Source organism: Nocardia sp. NPDC057227 (genome assembly GCF_042669725.1).
Taxonomy (GTDB): Bacteria; Actinomycetota; Actinomycetes; order Mycobacteriales; family Mycobacteriaceae; genus Nocardia; species Nocardia asteroides_A.
Genome location: NZ_JBHUXA010000006.1, coordinates 202166 through 222166, shown reverse-complemented (window position 1 = coordinate 222166; position 20001 = coordinate 202166). Strand labels below are relative to the sequence as shown.

General features: G+C 74.7%; 1 protein-coding gene. It reads right to left on the bottom strand.

Annotated elements, in window-relative coordinates:
- Positions 1–18: 18 nt before the first annotated feature.
- A complete protein-coding gene (locus ACFUJ1_RS11720) occupies positions 19–19989 on the bottom strand; it encodes a hypothetical protein (protein WP_378644910.1) in 19971 nt (6656 codons plus the stop codon).
- Positions 19990–20001: the final 12 nt, after the last annotated feature.

Sequence of the window (20001 nt, the reverse complement as noted above, 5' to 3'; positions counted from 1 at the left end):
CGGTTCTCGTGCGGGCGTCTACCGGAACACCCCGTGCCGCCGCTCCGGGTCGGCGAGCACGTCACGGATCAGCAGGCCCAGGTCCAGCTCCGGCGGGATGGAGCGGTAGCGCAGTTCTATCGGCGGGGCGTCCGGGGGTTGCACGGTCAGCGCGGTGGTGCGGCCGCCGAGATCGTGCCAGTCGATCGCCACCGGGCCCTCCAGGTCGATTGTCCGGTGGTCGAGCCAGAGGGCCAGGCCGGTTTCGCCGCGGTAGAAGACGACGAGGGTTTCGGCCAGCTCGGCGTAGACGCCGGACCGGGAGGTCGTCGCGGTGCCGTTCGCGCGGAGGGCGCCGGTTTGCGGGTCGAATTCGGTGGGGACGCCGAAGCCTGCGTAGGGGCGGACCATCAGTGGTCCGGTTCGGGTTCGGTCGCGGTGCGGGGGTGGGCGGCGGCGGTCGCCGTTCCCGGCTGTCGGAGGGGAGGGTGGCGGCATCATCGGCGGGGGGATGCCGGGGATGCCCTGGTTGCCGGAGTCCGGGTGGGGTTGCGGTGGGGCCGGGGCGGGTTGGGTGCCCCACCCGTTCGGTGCCGGGGTGTCCGGGTAGCGGGGCCAGTCCGGGCCGTCGCCGGGGTTCTGGGCGAGCGGTGGGTGCTCCCCGTTTCCGCCGGGCGGGAAGTGGCCGGAGCCGTTCGGCGGGAACTGGCCGGAGCCGCCCGGCGGGAACTGGCCCGGAGCGCCCGGAGGCAGCTGGCCTGAACCATTCGGCGGGAACTGACCCGACCCGTTCGGGGGGAACTGGCCCGGACCTCCGGGCGGGAACTGACCGAGACCACCCGGCGGGAACTGACCCTGACCACCCGGCGGGAACTGACCGGGACCACCCGGCGGCAGCTGGCCCGGACCGCTCGGCGGGAACTGACCGGGGCCGCCGGGCGGGCACGGGGCATCGTCGATGGGCGGAAACGGGTTCGGATCGCCGTCTCCCGGCGGGTATGGATCGGGAGCGGGCGGATTCGGGCCCGCAACCGGCGGAGTCGGTATGCCGACCGGGGGGTCGGCGATGGGGGCACCGGTCGGCGGAGCGCCCGCACCCGGCGGGCGGTCCCCGGCACCCGGCGGGCGGCCCGCATTCGGTGCGCCCGGCGGGCACGCCTCGGCACCGGGCGGAACCCGAGGGACGGGAGCGGGCGGCACCGGCCGGTGCTCGTCCCCCGGCGGCGGCACCTGCGGCTCCCCCGTCGGCGGCGGCACCGGCCACGTCTGCCGCTCGATGTCGATCTGCTCCGGGAACTCGAACTCGTACGACTTCGGCGGATGCGGAATATGCGAACGCACAGCCGATCCGGTCCCCTCCGGAACCCCGTCCCGATCGGGATCGTCAGGCCGATTCCGGCGGCCCGCCCCACCATCGGCCCCCGCGTCACCATCCCCGGGGTCGGGACTACCCGGCCGCACCCGGCTGCCCGCTCCACCGCCTGTCCTGGCATCGTCCCCAGCATCGGGGTCGCCCGGACGGACCCGACTACCGGCACCGCCGTCCCCGGCATCGGGATCACCGGGCCGCACCGGGCCATCCGCTCCGGCATCCGAGCCGCCGGGCCGGACAGGGGTACCGGCGCTGCCGTCGGGATCGTCGCCATCGGGGCGCTGCGTGCTCGGCTCGGCACGGTGCCCGGTATCGGTACCGGTGCGGCGAGCGAGATCGGCGAAGAACTCGTCGTTCTCGCGCTGTAGCGCGTCGAGCCGCTCGTTCGTCTCGGCGGCGATGGCGTCGAGCGCGTCCCCGACGTTCCGCCGGAGACGGTCGAACTCCGGCCCGAGCGGCTCCTGGGCCGCGGGTGACGGGGTGACGCGCCCGGCCGGCTCGCCGAAGAAGGCGTCGTTCTCCGCTTGCAACGCGTCCAGTGCCGCGCGGGTATCGCGCGCAATGGCATCGAACCGGGCATCGACATCACGGGCAAGGTCATCGAAGCCACGCGCCGCCGAGTCGGCGTTCATCCGCGCCACCCACTCGTCCCCATCGGCACGCATCCGCGCCGACCACTCGGCGAGCTCCTCGTCGGCACCGCGCTTCCACTCCGAGCGAGGATCCACGGGCGCCTCCGGCTCCGCGACCCGCGCCGCCAAGTCACGGAAGAACGCCTCGTTCTCCGCCTGCAGCGCATCCAGCGCGACGTGCGTATCCCGCGCGATCGCATCGAGTCGGGCAGCGACGTCGCGGGCGATGTCATCGAAACCACGCGCGGTCGACGCACCGTTCATCCGCGCAACCCACTCGTCCAGATCGGCCCGCATCCGCGTCGACCAGTCCGCGAGTTCGGCATCGGCCCGCCGCTTCCACTCGGAGCGCGCGTCCTCGACCGGCCCGGGGCGCGAATCACCCGGCGGGGCCGGATCACCTGAGGCCGCGGTATCCGGCGTCCCGATTCCGCCCTGCGCCGCCCGGGAGAACTGTTCGAGCAGGTCGGCCAGGGTATCGATCCGAGCCGCACGATCCCGGACTTCACCGCGCATCCGCTCCAGAGCGGCAGTGAGCTGCTGCGGGTCGAGCCCCTCGTGCCGATCGATCTTCCCGTCCCGATACGCCTCGTACACCTTGCGAAACTGCGCGTCGCCCTCGTCCGGCACATCCACCCCGACGAGCTTCGCCCAGTCGTCCCCCGGCTGCGGGCGCCCCGAATCGGGATCCCCCGGGTGCGGCCGGGCAGCGGCTTCCCCGACCCGCTGCGCGAAATCGGCCGCACCGGACTCGCGCAGCGCCCCGGCGATGATGTCGCGGAGCCCGCTCATGGCCGACGGATCGTGCACCGGCAGGGTGCCATCCGCCGAGCGCGGGTCGGGGGTGCCGTCCCCGCGCAGCACGCCGAGATAGGGATCGATCCCGAGCAGAGTATCGAGGTAGCCGGTGAAAGCCTCACGCAGCAGCGCGCGGGAACCGCGGTCCAGCCCGCGGACCACCCGGTGCAACTTCCGCGGATCCAGCCCGGACTCGTCACTGCCGAGCACCAACCGGCCCCGCTCGTCGGCCAGGTACTTCGGCGGGTGCAGCGCGGCGGGCGCGACACCGAGGTGCTCGGCGAGCCGATCCCTGGCGGCGTCGACACCGGCCGGGTCGATCCCCCGCAACTGCGCGGCGTAGGCAGCGATGTCCTCGAATTGCTGGGCCCGCAGCGCCCGGCGCGACGGGTGCTCGATGAGCGCGTCCACGAGCAGCCCCGGCGTGATCGCGGCCTCGGCCAGCCCGAGCCGATCGGCGAGCTTGCCGCGCACCGTGCCGAGGTCGTGGAAGGTCTGGATGTCGTACGAGGACCGTGCGAAGTCCCCGAGCGCCTCCAGCTGCGCGGCGCGCACCGCGTTGTCCAGCCGCAGGTCGGCCAGCCGCTCCCGCCGGCTCTCCGGAGTCAGATCGTGCGGGCCGATGCCGAGTTCCCGTGCCGCGTCGACGAGGTCGCGCAGCAGCGCCTGCGGCGTCCGGGGCGGAGCGGGAGCACCGGCGTCGAGCGGCTGTACCGGCCGCCATTCGCCGCCCGGGTCCCGCACGAGGGTGACGTCGAGCGTGCGCCCGTCCACCTCGGCCCGATGCCGCCGGAACTCCGGGGTCGGCTCCGGGTCGAGGTGCACCCGCCCGGTCCAGTCGGTGCGCGCGGTGCGGAAGTCGGGCGCGACCCGGCCGTCGCGCAGCGCGGCGGCGAGCGCGGGATCGCGGTCTAGCAGCGCCGCCAGCACCCGGGCCCGGTCGTGTGGGCCGTCCACCAGCAGCACCCGATCCGGGCCGCCCGCCACGGGCAGCAGCCCGGCCTGCGGCCCGAGCTCGGCGCCGACCGGGGTCGGGTCGGCACCGCCCGGGTACAGCAGCGCCGCCGCGGCGGCGGCGAATTCGGCGAGCCGCGCGGCGCGGGCCGCCGCCGCGGCGCGCAGCTCGTCCAGCACGGCGGCGGCACGGTCCGGCTCCGCCGCACGCAACGCGGTGATGTCGGCATCGTTGAGGTAGGCCCAGGTGGAGAGCTCGTCCAGCAGCTGATCGCGGCGCAGCGCGTGCTTGAAGAACTCCTCGAGCCCCTGGTCGCGGCCCAGCTCGTCGCTGTCGCCCCAGACCGCGATCGGGTCGGCGCCGTTGCCGACGGTCTGGTAGTCGAGCAGCCCGGGGTGGGTGCCGAAGGCGGCGACCAGTTCGCGCAGGAAGCGGGTGAGCGGGTTGCTGTCGGCGAAGCTGACGGCGTCGCGGAAGGGGACGGGGCGGCCCGCCGGGTCCGGCCGATCGGCGTAGCGGGGGTGGCGCTGCCGGTCGCCGGGATCCGGGTCGATGGGCAGGTCGGTGGCGCGGTAGGGGCGGGTGACCTCCTCCCGGTAGCGGCGGAGCGCATCGGCGAGGCCCTCGGCCGCGGCGGCCGCACGGACGGTCCGGTACTCCTCCTCGTCCAGCACCCGGCGCACGGTGCCCGGTTCCTCGTCGGGCAGGTCGAAGCCGAGCCGCTCGGCGGTCTCGCGCAGCGTGTCGCCGTCCGGGCGCGGGGCGGGCAGCTCGGCGGGGGGCGGCGGCGGGTCCCGATCCAGCGCCGCGGCGTCGGCCGCGTCGAGCAGGCCGTGCCGGACCAGGTCGTCCAGTACCCGGGCGCGCTGCTCGGGAGTGGCGCCGGGCAGCAGCGCGCGCAGGTCGGCCGCGGCCTGGCCGGGGGTGGTGCGACGGGCATTCAACTGGTCGGTGATGATCTCGCGGGCCAGGTCCGGGTCGGCGTCCGCCAGCCACGGCCGGTACTCCTCGCCCCCACCGTCCAGCAGCGGGACGTGCTCGCTCGCGGCATCCGGCTGCCGCGCCGAGAACCGGCCGAGCACCGGCAGCTGCTCGCGATTCAGCCAGACCAGCGCGCCCTCCTTGAAGACGCGGACCAGCGGCATGGACGAGTCGCCGCCGTCCGGCGCGAGGCCGAGCACCGGCTGGTTCGGGTCCGGCGCCGGGGTCACCGGGGCCTGCGGTGCCGGATCGATCAGCTCGGGGATGCTCGCGACGCCGTCCACCGCGGCCGCGGTGCCCTTGCTGTCGAAGCCGGAGCCGGACACCGGCTTGCTCTTGTCGCCCTGGTAGCCGCCCGCCAGCCGATCCCGGAGCTGGTCGAGCTCCCGGCGGAGCGCGCCGCGCTCGTCCGGGGCCGCCGATGGCAGCCGCTCGGCCTCGGCCTCCGGCGGCAGCGCCCGCCAGCCGTCGTCGCCATCGGGTACCACGCGGAGCGGGACATCGGTGCCGTCGACCCGCGCCACGATCTCCCTGACGTCCTCCGGAAGCGGCGGGATCTCCCCCTCGACCACCGGCTCGTCCGGCATGGCGTCGGAATCGACGCCGGGACGACGCTCCCCCCGCTGCGGCTCGACGCTGCCCGGGTCGAAGGTGTCGTAGCGGCTGTCGATGGCCTCCCTGACCAGCAGCGCGTGCAGCACCCGGGCCGGTTCCGAGGCCCGCTCCCCGTTCAGCTCCACATCCAGGAACGCCTCGGCCAGCGCCTCGGGCGAATTGAGATCGCCGAGCCGGAAGCTGTAGCCGCTCAGATCACCGAGCCACACCTCGTAGGCCAGCGGGTCGACCTCGGGGTGCGTCTCCGCGTAGTACTCGAGCAGCAGGTCCTCGGCCTGGCCGCGGGCCCGCATGCCGCCCGCCGAGTCCAGCGCGTGGCCGAACTCGTGCAGCGCCACAGCGTAGGCGGGGCGCTGCGCCACATTCCGCGGCGCGGTGCCGAACCGCTCGGCGCGCTGCTTCATGGCCTCGAACCGCGCCGGGTCGCGCAGCATGGACTCGTTCAGCGTGATCGACTCGGTGTAGTAGCGGTAGATGTCGTCCGGGTGCACCTGCCACTGCGCCTCGCCGAACACCACCCGCCCGTCCGGCCGGGTGATCGGCGCGATATGCAGAGCCCTGATGTCGACCATCGGGTAGCGGGCGAGCATGGTGTCGATAGCGCGGGCGTAGTCGCGCACCAGCTCCGGATCCAGCGGCGGCAGGCTCGGGTCGGTGTCGGCGAAGCCGGTGACCTCGTCGAAACCGTGTCGCGCGCGCAGCGTCTCGCCGATCTCCGCCAACCCCATCCGCGACCATTCGTCGTCCGGCGGGCGGAGGTCGCCCTCGAGCAGGCCGGGGTCGTCGAGGCCGGTCGGGTCGGGGGGCGGGTCGGCGGGCAGTTCGGAGAGGTAGAGCAGGGCTTCGTTGATGATCCGGGCGGGCTCGGAGGCGTTCGCGCCGTGCAACCGGACGTCCTGGAACGCCTCGGCGATGGCCTCGCCCGGGTTGAGCTCGCCGTGCTCGTCGAAGCTGTAGCCGGTGAGCTGCCGGACCCACCGCTCGTAGCCGCCGACCGTTGCGCCCGGGGTGTTCATATAGCGCTGGATCAGCAGGTCCTCCAGGACCGGGCGCAGCGCGCGGCCGGAGGCGTAGTCCACGGCGTGGCCGTACTCGTGCACGGCGGTGGCGTAGACCGGGCGTTCCAGCACCGACGGGTGGTAGTTGCCGCGGTCGACGCCCTCGGCCAGCTGGGCGCGGAAGCGGGCCGCGTCGCTCGCGAGATCGCCGTTGAGCGTGATGGATTCGGTGCGGACGACGCCGGTGGCGCGGTCGGTGCGGGGCTGTGCGACGGCGATCGGGCGGCGGCCGCGCACGTCGGCGGGGACGTCGCCGATGCCGACGCTGTCCGGCCGCGCGTGCGGGTGATCGGCGAAGGTGTCGGCGATGCCGCGGGCGAATTCGCGCGCCACGGCCGGGTCGAGGTCGGGGCGGTCGAAGCCGAAGACCCGGTCCGGGTCGAGGCCGAGGATTTCGGCGAGACGTTCGCCGACCTCGCGTGGTTCGAGTCCGGACCAGTCGTCGTCCGGGAGGCTGGGGGTTTCGTCGGCGTCGCGCGGCGGCTCGGGGGCGTCCCTGGACGGATCCGAGCCCGGCATGAGCTCCGGGCGCTCGGGCGCGGGCAGGTGCCTGACCGCCCTCGCCTCCGGAATCGTGCCCTGGATGAGCACCTGGGAGAACTCGTCCGGCATGTCGTAGATCGGCTTGAACTTCCAGGTCGCGCCCTCCGGCGGCGCGCCGGTCCGCCACTCCAGCACGAGGCCGTCGGGACCCGCGAAGTGCTTGGCGGCGTCGATCCGCCTGGCCCACGAGGTGGTGTCGCTGTCCTCGCCGTGGAACTGCCGGATGTGGTCGTCGGCGGAGAGGTCGGCGGTGCCGCGCGGCACCGCGCGGCCGCGCAGCCCCTCACGGTAGGCCGGGTTCTCCGAGCCGTCCGCCAGCAGCCGCGGAATGCCGCGGTACAGCGGCGTTCCGCCCTCGGGCAGGTCGCCCTCGTGCAGGATGTCGCCGTCCCCCGGCTGCTCCGCTGCGTCGTCGCGGCCGGGGAGCAGGCCGGGCTGGTCCGGTATCCCGGCCGCGGCGTCCCGGCCGAACGGCGGCCGATCGGCCGTCCGGCGCAGGTCCCGCTCGGTGACCGTGCGGGCCCGGTCGGCCGCGCGCTCGCGGTCGGGTGCGGGTGTGCTGTCCGGTTCGGGGCGCACCGGGGCGGGGCGGGGATCACCCCACTGCCTGCCGGTGCCGCCGTCGGCCGCGGCGCGCGTGACGTCGAAGGCGAGCTCGGCGTTTTCCATGCCGGTGCGCTTCAGGTACCGGCTCAGCGCGTCGATTCCGGCGCGGCGAGCCGTCTGCTCGGCGGTGCTGCCGGTCGGGTCGGCGCGCACGGCGCCCCGGTGGGCGCGATCGTAGGCGGCGCGGTAGGTGCTCTCGGCGGGGCCGAGCGGGATGAAGCGGCCGGACTCCCGCAGCAGCCGCAGGACTTCGATCTCACCGGCCATATCCGTGGCACGGCGCTCGCGCGCGGCCGGTGTCTGCGCGGGGGTGGTTCGCCTGGGATCACGGGTGCCGTCGGCGATCCCGTGTGCCCGATCCCAGGCCGCGCCGTGCACCTCGGATGGCGTCCGGCCGTTCCGCAGCGGGCCCGCGGTGTCGAGGGCGGCCCGCACCGCGCGCACACCCGCGCGGTGCGCGGCCGCGTCGACGAGGTCGGCGGGGATCGGCCCCGCATCGCGGAGGAGTCGGCGGGCGGTCTCCGCACCCCGGTCACCCGCGGCGAGGTAGGTGCGGGTGAGCGCGTCGGTGCCGGGCCGATCCCAGGCGCGGGCGTGTGCGATGGCGAGCGCCTCGGCCTCGGCCTGCCGGTCGAGCATGGTGTCGACGTACTCGTCGCGGGTCAGGGTGAGCCGCTCCGGGGCGCCGGCGCCGCGCTGCTCGAGGGCGGCGGCGGTGCGGACCAGCTCGGCGAGGTGGTCGCGCAGGCTGCCGTCGGTGGGGAGCCGGACGGTATTCGTGCCGGGGTCGTACCCGGCCGCGGGGCCGCGCACGGTTCGCCCGCCATCGGCGCCGCGGGTCAGGGCGGTCTCCGGGTCGTCCCCGAACCGGAGCCGCACGTCGTTGTCGGCCAGGACCAGGGCGGCCCACTCGCCACCCCGGCTCTGCCGCAGTGCGTCGCGGATCTCGTTCAGCGCGCCGTCCACCGCAGGACCGGGATCCGCGCTCGGAATTGGGCCGCGCTCGGCACTCGGAGCTGGGCCGCGCTCGGCGTTCGGAGCTGGGCTGGAATCAGCGCTCGGCGTGGGGCTGCGCTCGGCGTTCGGGGCTGGGCTGGAATCGGCGCTCGGGGTGAGGCTGTGCTCGGCGCTCGGCGCTGGACTCGGCTCGGTCGGGCGGATGGGCGCGGCATCCGGCGCCTCCGCGAGCAGCGGGGCGGCGAGGAGCGCTTCGACTCCGGCCGCGTCGGCCTGCTCGCGCAGCAGGGCCGGATCGGAATCCGGGTTCGTGCGCAGGAGTTCGGCCGCGGCGGCGTCGCGGGCGTCGAGGAACGTGCGGTCGAGCATCTCCGACACGGCGCGCTCGACCGGATCGCGGGTCGTCCCGGTGTCGACGCCGAGATCGCCCAGCTCCCTGAGCAGTTGAGCGCGCCGCCCGACGGCCTCGGCCAGCGCCCGGCGACCGCCGTCCCGGCTCTCGACCCGGGCAGCCGTCTCCACCAGCGCGGCCGCCTGCTCGACCTGCCCGGCCGCCGGGTCGTCGACGCGCAGCGGGATTCCGGCCGCATCGAGGACTCCCAGCGCCGAGCGGCCGGTCTCGGTGGCGGCGAGCACCTCCCGGAGCGCGCTCGAATCCGGGTCCGGCGGGGGCGACCGCCGGATGTCGGGATCGGCCTCCGGCCAGGCCGCTACGAGGCGATCACGCCCTTCTCCGGCCAGCTCCCCGCGCTGCGGGCCCGGCGCAGGATCTGCCCCGCCGTGGTCCGGGAGAGCGCGTCCGCCGGAGTGCCGGTCCGGACGCTGCTGTCCGTCTTGTCGATGATCAGGGTGCTGTTCAGCTGGTCCCGCTCCGGGCCGAAGCGGTACTCCACCTCGGTCGTCTCCTCCCGGATCCGGGCGAAGTAGATCAGCAGTGCCATCGGTGCGTCCCGTCTCGTAACTCTCGCCGGTGCGCGGCGGTATGTTCGCCTGCCAATTGTGCCTGTCGTTCGCCCGCTGATGCGCCTGCTGATAGGTCAGCTCCGGCTCGGCGCGCATGATCCGCGACTCGGTGAGCTCGTGCCGCAGCAGCACCAGGTCCTCGGGCAGCGGGTTGCCGTTCCGGAGGCGGATCCAGGCCTCGGCGATATCCGGGTCGGCATCGAATCTCCGGCGCTCGACCCGGCGGTCGTAATCCTCGATCGGATGCGCCGTGCGGAACAGGTGGTCCTTGATCTGGGCGATCTCGTCCCTGGTGAGCGGGGCGCCCGCCGGATCGTCCAGCCCGGCGAGGGTCTCGGCGATGAGGTCGATATCCGAGTCGTCGCCGCGGAAGGTCTCGTAGGCGTCGTCGGCCCAGTTCAGGGCGTCGAAGTCGTCGTCGGGGCGGATCGCGCCGCCGGAGTTGCGCGGTTCGTCCGGGTTCGGGTCCGGATCGCCGGGTTCGTCGGGGCCGAAGAGTTCCTGACGCAGTGCCTCCAGGTGGTCGAGCAGCCTGCGGTGCTCGCGGGCGGCGGCTTCGCTGTTCCGGCGGAAGGCCTCGTCCAAGCGCTCCAACTCGCGGTCGAGCGCGTCGTCGGCCGGGGTCCGGTCGGTCTCCCCGGCCAGCTCGCGGCGCAGGTTCTCCAGGTATCGCATGAGCTCGTCGTGCCTGCGCTCGGCGTCCTCGGCAGTGCGGCGCATGGTCTCGTCCAGGCGGTCGAGTTCGCGCTGGACAGCGGTGTCCGGGTCGGATGCGGGGTCGGTGGTGCCCGCGAGCAGTTCGTCGAAGCGCTCGTTCAGTTCGCGGTGGGCGCGGTCCAGTCGGTCGAGCAGTTCGCGGTGCGCCGCGTCCGCCGCCTCCTGGTTACGCCGGAAGGCCTCGTCCAGGGCGGCGAGTTCGAGCCGCAGTGCCGCCGTCGCCGGGTCCGGATCGTCACCCTCCGTGCGCGTTTCGTCCGCGCGAGTGTCGTCGGGGCGGGTGGGGCCGTCGGTGCTGCCCGGCGGCAGGGCGGGATCGCCGCCTCCCGGGAGTGCTTCCCGGCCGGGGGGCGGGGCCTGCTGGGTCCACGGCGCGTAGGGAATCCCTTCGCGCCACTCGGTGAGCGGCGGCCGCTCGGCATCCCAGTGCAACCCGTCCAAGCCGGCGACATGCGCGTTCGCCTCGTGCCAGGTGACGTTCGGATCGTCCCGGTCGCGGAACGACCGCAGGTAGTCGGCCTCGGCCAGCGCGTCCCGGAGCAGCAGGATGTCGGCCGGGAGCGGATCACCGTCGACGAGCCGCCGCCACGCCTCCGCCACGTCGGCGACGGCATCCAGGCGACGCCGCTCCAACCGCAGGGTGTCCGGGTCGAGCACCAGGTGCTCGTCGCGCATCAGGTGGTCCTTGATCCGCCGCAGCTCCGCCTCGGTGAACTCCGGGGTGTCCCGGCGCAGCAACTCGGCGAGCTCCGCCGCCATCCGGCCGGGATCGGCGCCGTCGAGCAGTTGCTCACGGATGTCGTCGACGACATCGCGCACCCGCTCCGGGTCCGCGTCGGCGAAGCGGTCCGCCACCTCCCGCGCGACCCGGTCCATCTCGTCGTGCAGCCGCCGGAGCTGGGCGTCGAAATCGGCGCGCGGATCGATCCCGCGGTCGCCCCGGATCAACCGATCCGCGACGGTGTCGATGATCCGCTGCGCCTCGTCCAGAGCCTGCGCGCGCTCCGCGGCGCGCCGCTCGTCCAGCGTGGCGGCGATGCGGTCGATATCGCCGTCGTCGGCGCGGAACCGCTCGTACTGCTCGTCGGCCCAGCGCTGGACCTGGTCCCACGCCTCCTCGCGGGCGCGCTGCCGCTGCTTCCACTGGTCGCTGAGGTCGCCGCCGTCGTCGGCGGCCTGCTCGGGCCCCCAGTTCCGCACCATCGGCTGCACATCCGGCGGGCTCGCCCGGAACCACGGGTGCCCCTTGAAGCCCGGGTGGATCCGGTAGGGCTGGTCGGGGTCGTTGTACCAGGTGAAACCGGAGAGCTTGGCGGTCTCCAGGATGATCCGCACGATGTGGTAGGCCGCGTCGGCGTAGGGCAGCTCGTAGGTGGGGATGCCGGGATCCACCGAGGGGTTGCTCTGCCCCGGAATGTGCGGCAGCAGATCCTTGTTGAAGCCCTCCTGCGGCTGCCCGGTCGCCGGATCCACCGGCGGATCGACGAAGACGTCCTGCACCGACGCCTGGATCGGGTTCATGCCCCAGCCGCTGACCCCCTCGGGCAGATCGCGCTCCCTGAACGACTTGGGGACGGTGGCCGGGTCGCCGCCGCGGTAGCGCTCCGGGGCGGTCGGGTCGACGCTGTGCCAGACGCCGTCGGCATCGCGCCACATGGTGACGTCGAGGCCGGGCAGGCCCCGCCCGGCCGGTCTGCGGAAGCGGCGGAGCTCCGGCGGCGCCGCCTGCTCCACCCGCCGGTTGCCCTCGCGGTCCGCGGTGACGCGGCGGTACTCGACCGTCGTCCCCTGGCGGGTGATCGCCCTGGCCGCGGTCGGATCGCGGCGCAGCGCATCGTGCAGCGCCGCATCGAAATCCGCCAGCGGGCGGCCCGTCTCGTCGCGCGGGCCGTAGACCACCAGCCGGGGGCGCTCACCGTCGATGAACCCCACCGACGGGGTCAGCATCCGGCCACCCTCGGCCTCGATATCCCGCCGATACGCGCCGGCGACCTCGGCCATCCGATCCTGCAGCCGCCCGATCCGGGTGTGCGCATCGTTCACATCCCGAGCGGCGTCGCCGAGCGCCTCGATCTCCCGCCCGGCATCGGGATCCCGGCGCCGCAGGTCATCGAGGGTCTCGTCCAGCCGATCCGGGCCGAGAGCCTCCTCGTCCGGCACGCCGAGCCGCCGCGCCAGATCGTCGCGCATCCCGCGGCGCGGCTTGATCCGCAGCAGCTCCTCGGCGCGCTCCCGCGCCAGCCGATCCAGCTCCGCGACCGCCTCCGCCGCGGGCGGGCGATCCAACGAACCCGAGCGCTCCAGCTCCGCGATCCGCCGGTCGACGTCCGCCAGCCGCTCGCGCAGCCCGATCACCCGCTCGGCCGCCTCGACCAGCTTGCGCAGCGCCTCCCGGCGGCTCGCGACCTCCTCCGCGGAGTTCCGGGTGCGGACGTCGCGCACCGTGTCCTCGCCCATCGGCCCGATCTCCGAGCGGCGGAAGCCTGCCTCCTCGTACAGCCGCAGGATGGTCCTGGAGAGCTCCTCCCTGGTGCCGAGCGCGCGCTCCGGATCGTCGATATCGAGCAGGCGGCCGATGCGGTCGTCCCGCTTGGCGCGCCAGAACTCCAGTTCGCGCGCGAGGTCGGTGCGATCGGCGAGCAGGTCGTCGTACTCCGCCGTGCGGTCGGCGGGGTCGCGCGGCTCGCCGGGGGTGGTGTCCGGCTCGCCGAGCGGATCCGCCGGGTCGGCGGCGTTCGCGGGGCGGGTGCGGTCCGGGTCGGCGCTCGACGGGGTGGCGTCCGGCTCGTCGCCGGGCGGCCGGGCGCCGTCGCTGAGCGGGGTGCTGTCCGGCGGGGTTTCCGGGCCGGTGGGGTCGGTGGCGGGCGGGGTGTCCCCGTCGTCCGGGCGGCCGCCCGCCATGTCCCGGAGCCAGTCGGCGCGCTCGGCGTGCATCCTGGCGTTCCACTCGGCCTGCTCGGCTTGCCGCCGCAGCAGCCATTCGTCGTCGCCGACGCCTAACTCGGTGCGGTCGCGGGCGATGGAGTCCGCTAGGTCGCGCAGCCACTGCGCGCGGTCCGCCTCCATCCTGGCCTCGAACTCGGCCTGCTCGGCGCGCATCCGCGCCACCCACTGGGCGTCGGTCTCCCCCTCCCGGCGCGGGCCGCCGTCGTCGCCGGGCGCGGGCGGCGCGCTGTCCGGCGGGTCCGGCGGCGGGGTGCCGCCGCCGGTGTCGGCCACCGGTTCCGGCGCGTCCGGGGTCTCCTCCGCGATCGGATCCGCGCGGTTCTCGGCGGGATCGGGCTGCGGGCGAGCTGGACGCGTCGCAGCGCCGTCCGCACTCGTGGGGCGGGGGTAGCCGGGCGCCGTTGCGTCGGGCCACTGCGGAACGGGTTCGGTCGCGCGGCGCGGAGAATTCGGGCGCGTTTCGTCGGCGGGCGGGTGCTCGGCCCGCGTCGTATCCGGTGCGTGGTCGTCCGGACGGGTCACATCCGGAGAACGGGTCTCGTCGTCCGGACGGGTGGCGTCGGGATCGCGCGGCGCTCCGGGGGGAAGGGCAGGATCGTCGCCGCCCGGCGGCAACCCGGGCGCATCCGGCTCCTGCCCCCGCGGCGGCGTCGCCTGCGACCACGGCGCGAACGGGACACCTTCGCGCCACTCGGTGAGCGGCGGCCGCTCGGCATCCCAGTGCAGCCCGTCGAGCCCGGCGACGTGCGCGTTCGCCTCGTGCCAGGTGAGGTTGTCCGACGTGCGCAGGAAGTCGGATTCGGCGAGCGCGTCGCGCAGCAGCAGCCGATCCGCAGGCAGCGGATTACCGTCGATGAGCCGCTGCCACGCCTCGGCGACGTCGGCGACCGCGTCCAGCCCGCGGCGAACCAGCTGCCCCGTGTCCGCGTCGAGCACCAGGTGCTCGTCGCGCATCAGGTGGTTCTTGATGCGCAGGATCTCCTCGCGGGTGAGCGGCGGCTCGCGGCGCAACCGCCCGGCGACGTCCTCCGCCAGCCGGGCCGGATCGGCACCGTTCAGCAACTGCTCCCGCAGCTCGAGGACCAGGTCGCGCACGCGTTCCGGATTCGAATCCGCGAACCGGGGCTCCAGGTCGCGGGCGACCTGATCGATCTCGTCGTCCAGCCGCTGTCGCTGGGCGTCCATATCGCCGAGCGGATCGAGCCCCCGGTCCCCGCGCACCAGCCGCTCGTCGATCGCGTCGACGATCGCGCGCGCCTCGGCCGGGATCTCGACCTCCTCCCGGTGCCTGGCCCGCTCGAGCTCGTGCTCCGCGATCCGATCCACATCGGAGTCATCGGCCCGGAACCGCGCGTACTGCTCGTCGGCCCACTTCTGGACCTCGGCCCACGCCTCCTCGCGCGCCCGCTGCCGTTGCTTCCAGCCGTCGCTGACGTCACCGTCGTCCGCCGCCTGCTCCGGACCCCAGGTGCGCACCATCGGCTGCACCTCCGGCGGGCTCGCCCGGAACCACGGGTGCCCGAGGAACCCGGGGTGGATCCGGAACGGATCGTTCGGGTCCGCGTACCAGGTGAAGCCGGAGAGTTTGGCGACCTCGAGCATGACCCGCATGAGGTGGCCGACGGCGTCGGCGTAGGGCAGCTCGTAGGTGGGGGTGCGCGGATCCACCGACGGGCCCTGCCCCGGGATGTGCGGCAGCAGCCCCTCGTTGACGCCCTCCCGCGGCAGCCCGGTGTTCGGGTCGATCGGGGCGTCGGCGAACATGTCGTGCACCGCCGCCTGGACCTGGTTCACCGCCCAGCCGCTGACCCCCTCCGGGAGATCGCGGTCCCGGTACGCCTTCGGCGTCCGCGGCCCGTCGCCGCCGCGATCGCGATCGGGGGCGGTGGGGTCGACGGCACGCAGCGTGCCGTCGACGTCCCGCCAGAGCGTGACGTCGAGACCGGGCCTGCCCTGGTTCGGGGGGCTGCGGAACCGCCGGATCTCCGGGCCGGGCACCTGCTCGATCCGCCAGTTGCCCGCGCGATCGGCGGTGACGCGGCGGTACTCGACCGTCGTCTCCGGACGCATCATCGCCCGCGCGGCGGTGGGGTCGCGGCGCAGGGCGTCGTCGAGCGCCGCGTCGAAATCGGCCAGCGGGCGGCCGGTCTCGTCGCGCGGGCCGTACACCACCAGCCGCGGCCGCTCCCCGTCGATGAAACCCACCGACGGCGTCAACATCCGGCCGCCCTCGGCCTCGATGTCCCGCCGATACGCACCGGCGACCTCGGCCATCGTGTCCTGCAGCCGCCCCACCTCGTTGTTCGAGGCGTTCACATCCCGGGCGGCATCGCCGAGCGCTTCGACCTCGCGCGCGCTGTCCGGATCCCGCGCCCGCAGGTCGTCGAGGGTCTCATCCAGCCGATCCGGGCTCAGGGCGCCCTCGTCCACCGCGCCCGTCTCGTCCACCACGCCGAGACGCCGTGCCAGATCGTCCCGCATTCCCCGACGCGGCTTGATCCGCAGCAACTCCTCGGCACGCTCACGCGCCAACCGATCCAGCTCCGCCGCGGTCTCCGCCGCGGGCGGGCGATCCAGCGAACCCGCCCGCTCCAGCTCCGCGATCCGATTGTCGAGCCGGGACAGCTCGGCGCTGAGCTCGATCACCCGCTCGGCCGCCTCGATCAGCTTGCGCAGCGCCTCCCGGCGGCGCGCGACCTCCTCCGGCGAGTTCTGCGATCGGCTCTGCCGAGGCAGTTCCTCACCGGTCGGGCCGATTTCGTCGCGGCGGAAACCGGCTTCGTCGTAGAGCCGGAGGACGGTTCCGGCCAGCTCCTCCCTGGTGCCGAGTGCGTGATCCGGGTTCTCCACGTCGAGCAGGCGGCCGATGCGGTCGTCCCGCTTGGCGCGCCAGAACTCCACCTCGCGCGCGAGGTCGTTGCGCCGGGCGAGCAGTTCGTCGTACTCCGTCCGCGCGGCGTCGCGGTCCGTCGGGGTCGACTCGTCGGCCGCCGGGCGGGTGTCCGGGCCCGGGTCGGGACCGGTGTCGTCGTCGGATATCGGTACCGAGTCCGGCTCCCGGCCGGGAACTCCGGCCGGGTCCGATTCCCGGCCGGGAACTCCGGCCGGGTCCGGCCGCCCACCCGCCATCTCCCAGAGCCAGTCGGCCAGCTCGGCACGCATGCGCGCGTTCCATTCGGCCTGCTCGGCGCGCATGCGCAGCGTCCACTCGGAGTCGCCGATCCCGGGCGGCAGGTCGTAGCGGGCGGCGGTCTCCGCCAGGTCGCGCAGCCACTGCGCGCGGGCGGCCTCCAGCCGCGCCTCCATGTCGGCCTGCTCGGCGCGGAACCGCGCCCAGCGTTGCAGACCGCCATCCCCGTCCCGCCCGAAACCGTCGTCGTCGCCGTCCGCGGGGGTGGGCGGCGCGTCCGGCGGCTCGACCGGCGGGGTGCCGCCGCCGGCGTCCGCGGACGGCGGCGGCGCGTCCCCGCTGTCCTCCGGGGGCGGCGGATCGCCACCCGCGGCGGGCTCGGGCACGTCGGACGGATTGGCGGGCGGCGGATCGCTCGCCACCGAATGCTGCTGCGCTGGCGTGTCTTCCATCCGGACCGGGATGCCGTCGGAGTCGAAGAGCACGGCCCGGATCCGCACCGGCCCCGCGCCGCGGCGCGGGATCATCGGCGGGAAGTCGTGCACCGTCCCGGTCGCCGGGTCGTGGACGACGACCTCGCCGTCGCGCAGGGTCAGCACATGGGCCGCAGCGCCGATCCGGCTTCCGTCGGCGCCCGCGTAGTCGTCCACCACCAGCGCGGAGGCGCCGTCGGGGCGCGGGATCGGCGCCCCGGCCGCATCGCGCAGGATCGTCCCGTCCTGGCCGGTCTCGTAGCGCAGTGCGTCCCGGATGGCGTCGTGGTCGGGGAAGCGGCGCAGCGGCGCGCCCGCGGCGTCCTCGATATCCGCGCGGGAGCGTCCGGCGAGCCCGGTGTCGGTATCGGGGAGCCGGATCACCTCGCTGCCGGTGATGTCCCGGATCAGCTCCAGCCCGCGCACGGCCGGGTCGCGGGTGTCGTCGGGGTCGCGTGGAGCGTCGTCGCGCCGCCCGTCCTCGGCACGATCGACTCCCGGTGCGGAATCGGAACGCTGTTGCCGGGAGCCGTTCTCGGCGGCCGCGACCGCCGCGGGGCCGGCGAGCAGTGCCGCTTCCGGCCCCACCGGTTCGGAGTCCGGCAACCTGTCCGGCCGCGACCGATCCGGACGCGCAGGGTCGGCGCCGTTCCCGATTTCCCCGGTGTCCTCTGGCGGCCTGCGGGTGGCATCCGGGTACTCGCGCAGCGGCCCGCCGCTCGGATCGGACGGGTCACGCGGTGCGGGGCGGGTACCGGGCCGCTCGCCGGGCGCCGAGTTCGGCTGGTCGCGGCCGGGTGCCGCTCCGTCCCGGCCGGATTGCTGGTCGCGGCCGGATGCCGCACTGTCCCGGCCGGTTTGGGGGTCGCGGCCGGGCGCCGCGCTGTCCCGGCCGGATTGCTGGTCGCGGCCGGGTGCCGCGCTGTCCCGGCCGGTTTGGGGGTCGCGGCCGGGCGCAGCGCTGTCCCGGGCGGGTGCCACGCCTTCTCTGCCGGACTCCGGGCCGCGCGGGCCCGCGACCGGTTCCTGGGCGACCGGGCGGGTGACGCGGGGCCGCGCGTCCTCCGGCGCGCCGGTCGAGCGCGTCGAATCCGAGCCGTCGATCACCGCGCCGGTGCGCGGCGGCGGAGTGCTGCCGGTCGCCGTACCCTGCACGCCCGCCCGGCCGTCGGCCGCGCGCGGTGCGTCGGTCACCCCGGCGCGGCCTGGCTGCTGCGGGCGGGAATCGCCGGTGCGGCTCTCCGGCGTCCCGGCGCGCGGCTCACTGCCGGAGGGACGGGGGCTCTCCGGTCGAGCGCTGTCCGCGGGGGTGGCGGGCCGGACGTCGGTGGGTGCGCCCCCGGGGCGGACCGGGCTCTGCCGGGTTTCGCCCGCGGGTGGGTTCGAGCCCTGCTGCGGGGGCGTCGAGGAGGTATTGCCGCCCGAGGAGGCGGGCTGCCCGGTGGTACCGGTCGCGGGAACCGCGCCGCCGGTGCTCGTGGCGGCGGACCCCGGCGAGTTCTGACCGGAGTCGGTGGCCCCGGTGCGGGTGCTGTCGCCTGCCGCGCCGGTCGTCGTCTCCTGCGTCGCTACGCTGCCGGTGTCCCCGTCGATGCGCTGCGAGCCGGTGTCCGCCGTGCGGGACGGGTCGCTCCCGGCGACGACGCCCTCCGGCTCGCCGCCCCGGCTCCGGCCGGAGTTGTCCGAGCCGGAGTCGTCGGCGAGCCCGGCCCGGGTCTCGGACTCGGCATTGCCGTCGCGGCCCGCAGGGGAGACGTCGCCCTCGGTGTCGCCCGCGCGCGTGGTGTCGGCGGACTCCCGGTCGTTCGCTCCCTCGGTGGAATCGTCGCCCCGGCCATCGGCTTCGGCGTCACCGGCCCGCTGGTCACCGGTTCCGCTCTCCCCGGTGTTGCCGCCGTCGTTCCCGCCGGTATTGCCCTGGTCGCCCCCTTGGCCGTCGTTGCCCTGGTCGCTACCCTGACCGTCATTGCCCTCGGTCCCACCCTGGCCGTCATCGCCCTCGGTGCCGCCCTGATCGCCGTTCCCCCGGGTGCCCCCTCGGCCGTCGTTGCCCTGGCCGTCTTCTCCCCCGGAGCCACCCCGGCCATTGTTCCCGGAGTTGCCCTGGTCGCCGCCACCTTGGTTGCCGCCACCCTGGTTACCACCCTGATTGCCGCCGCCCCGGTCACCACCCTGGTCACCGCCACCCTGGTCACCGCCCTGATTGTCCCCACCGCCCTCGTTTCCACCACCGTTCGGACCACCCCCCGAACCCCCACCCGGCGCGAACAACGCATCGAGCCGAGACCCGAAACTCGGACGGTTGAACAGGTCCGGCCGAACATGGTTCCACCCCTGATTGGCCGCCCGCTTGTTCAACCCGGACGCCAGCCCATTGGACGCCCCGGCGGTGAACACCCGCCAGTCCAGCGGTGTGGCGGACGCGTTCTGCCACGCCTGATCCCACCCGTCCTGCGCCCAGTCGATACCGAACTGGGTCACCACGCTGGCCCCGAAGCCCGCGGTGGCACCGGCCAGCCCGGCTCCGGTGCCCGCGAGCCCCGCGCTCAGGAAGTTGTCGCCGAACCGCCGCCCGATGCGATCCCCGAGCGGGCCGGCCGCCGCGCCGCCCGCCGCCGAGCTGACCGCGGTGACCGCCACCTGCTCCCAGTTGACGTTGTCCCGATGCCCCTGGTCGACCTGGTACTGCTGGACCCCCAGCTCCTGGACCGTCCCGAGCACGGTGTCGATGGCGACGTGCCGCAGCATGAACTGCGCGAACTTGGAGGCGGCCAGCTTCCCGACGTGCCGGATGATCGCCTGCACCACCCGCTGGCCGAGAATCCGGACGGCGATCCGGGTGAGGCCGATGGCGACGGCCTGCACCGCGGGCGCGGTCGGCGGCCAGAGCCAGGCGGCCGCGAGCTCGCCGGCCAGCAGCGCCAGCGACGACCAGTACATGAGCTTCGCGTACTCGATCTCGGTGCCGACGCCGTACGCCGAATCGCCGACCTGGCCGAACAACTCGGAGAGCTTGGCGACCGACTGGTCACCCTCGATCATGCTGTCGAAGCCGCGCCGCATGTCATCGACACCATCGCCGTGCGGATACGCCTTCAGCGCGGCGGCCTTGGCGGCCTCGATATCGGCGATGGCGGCGGTCAGCTCGCGGGCGGCGGTGCGCCAGTCCTCGGCGAGCGCCCACATCTCGTCTTCGTTGCCCTCCGGCCACTCCATCCCGACCACGGGCTCGAGCCACCGCAGGTAGCCCGGCAACTCGATCATGTGTGCGCTACC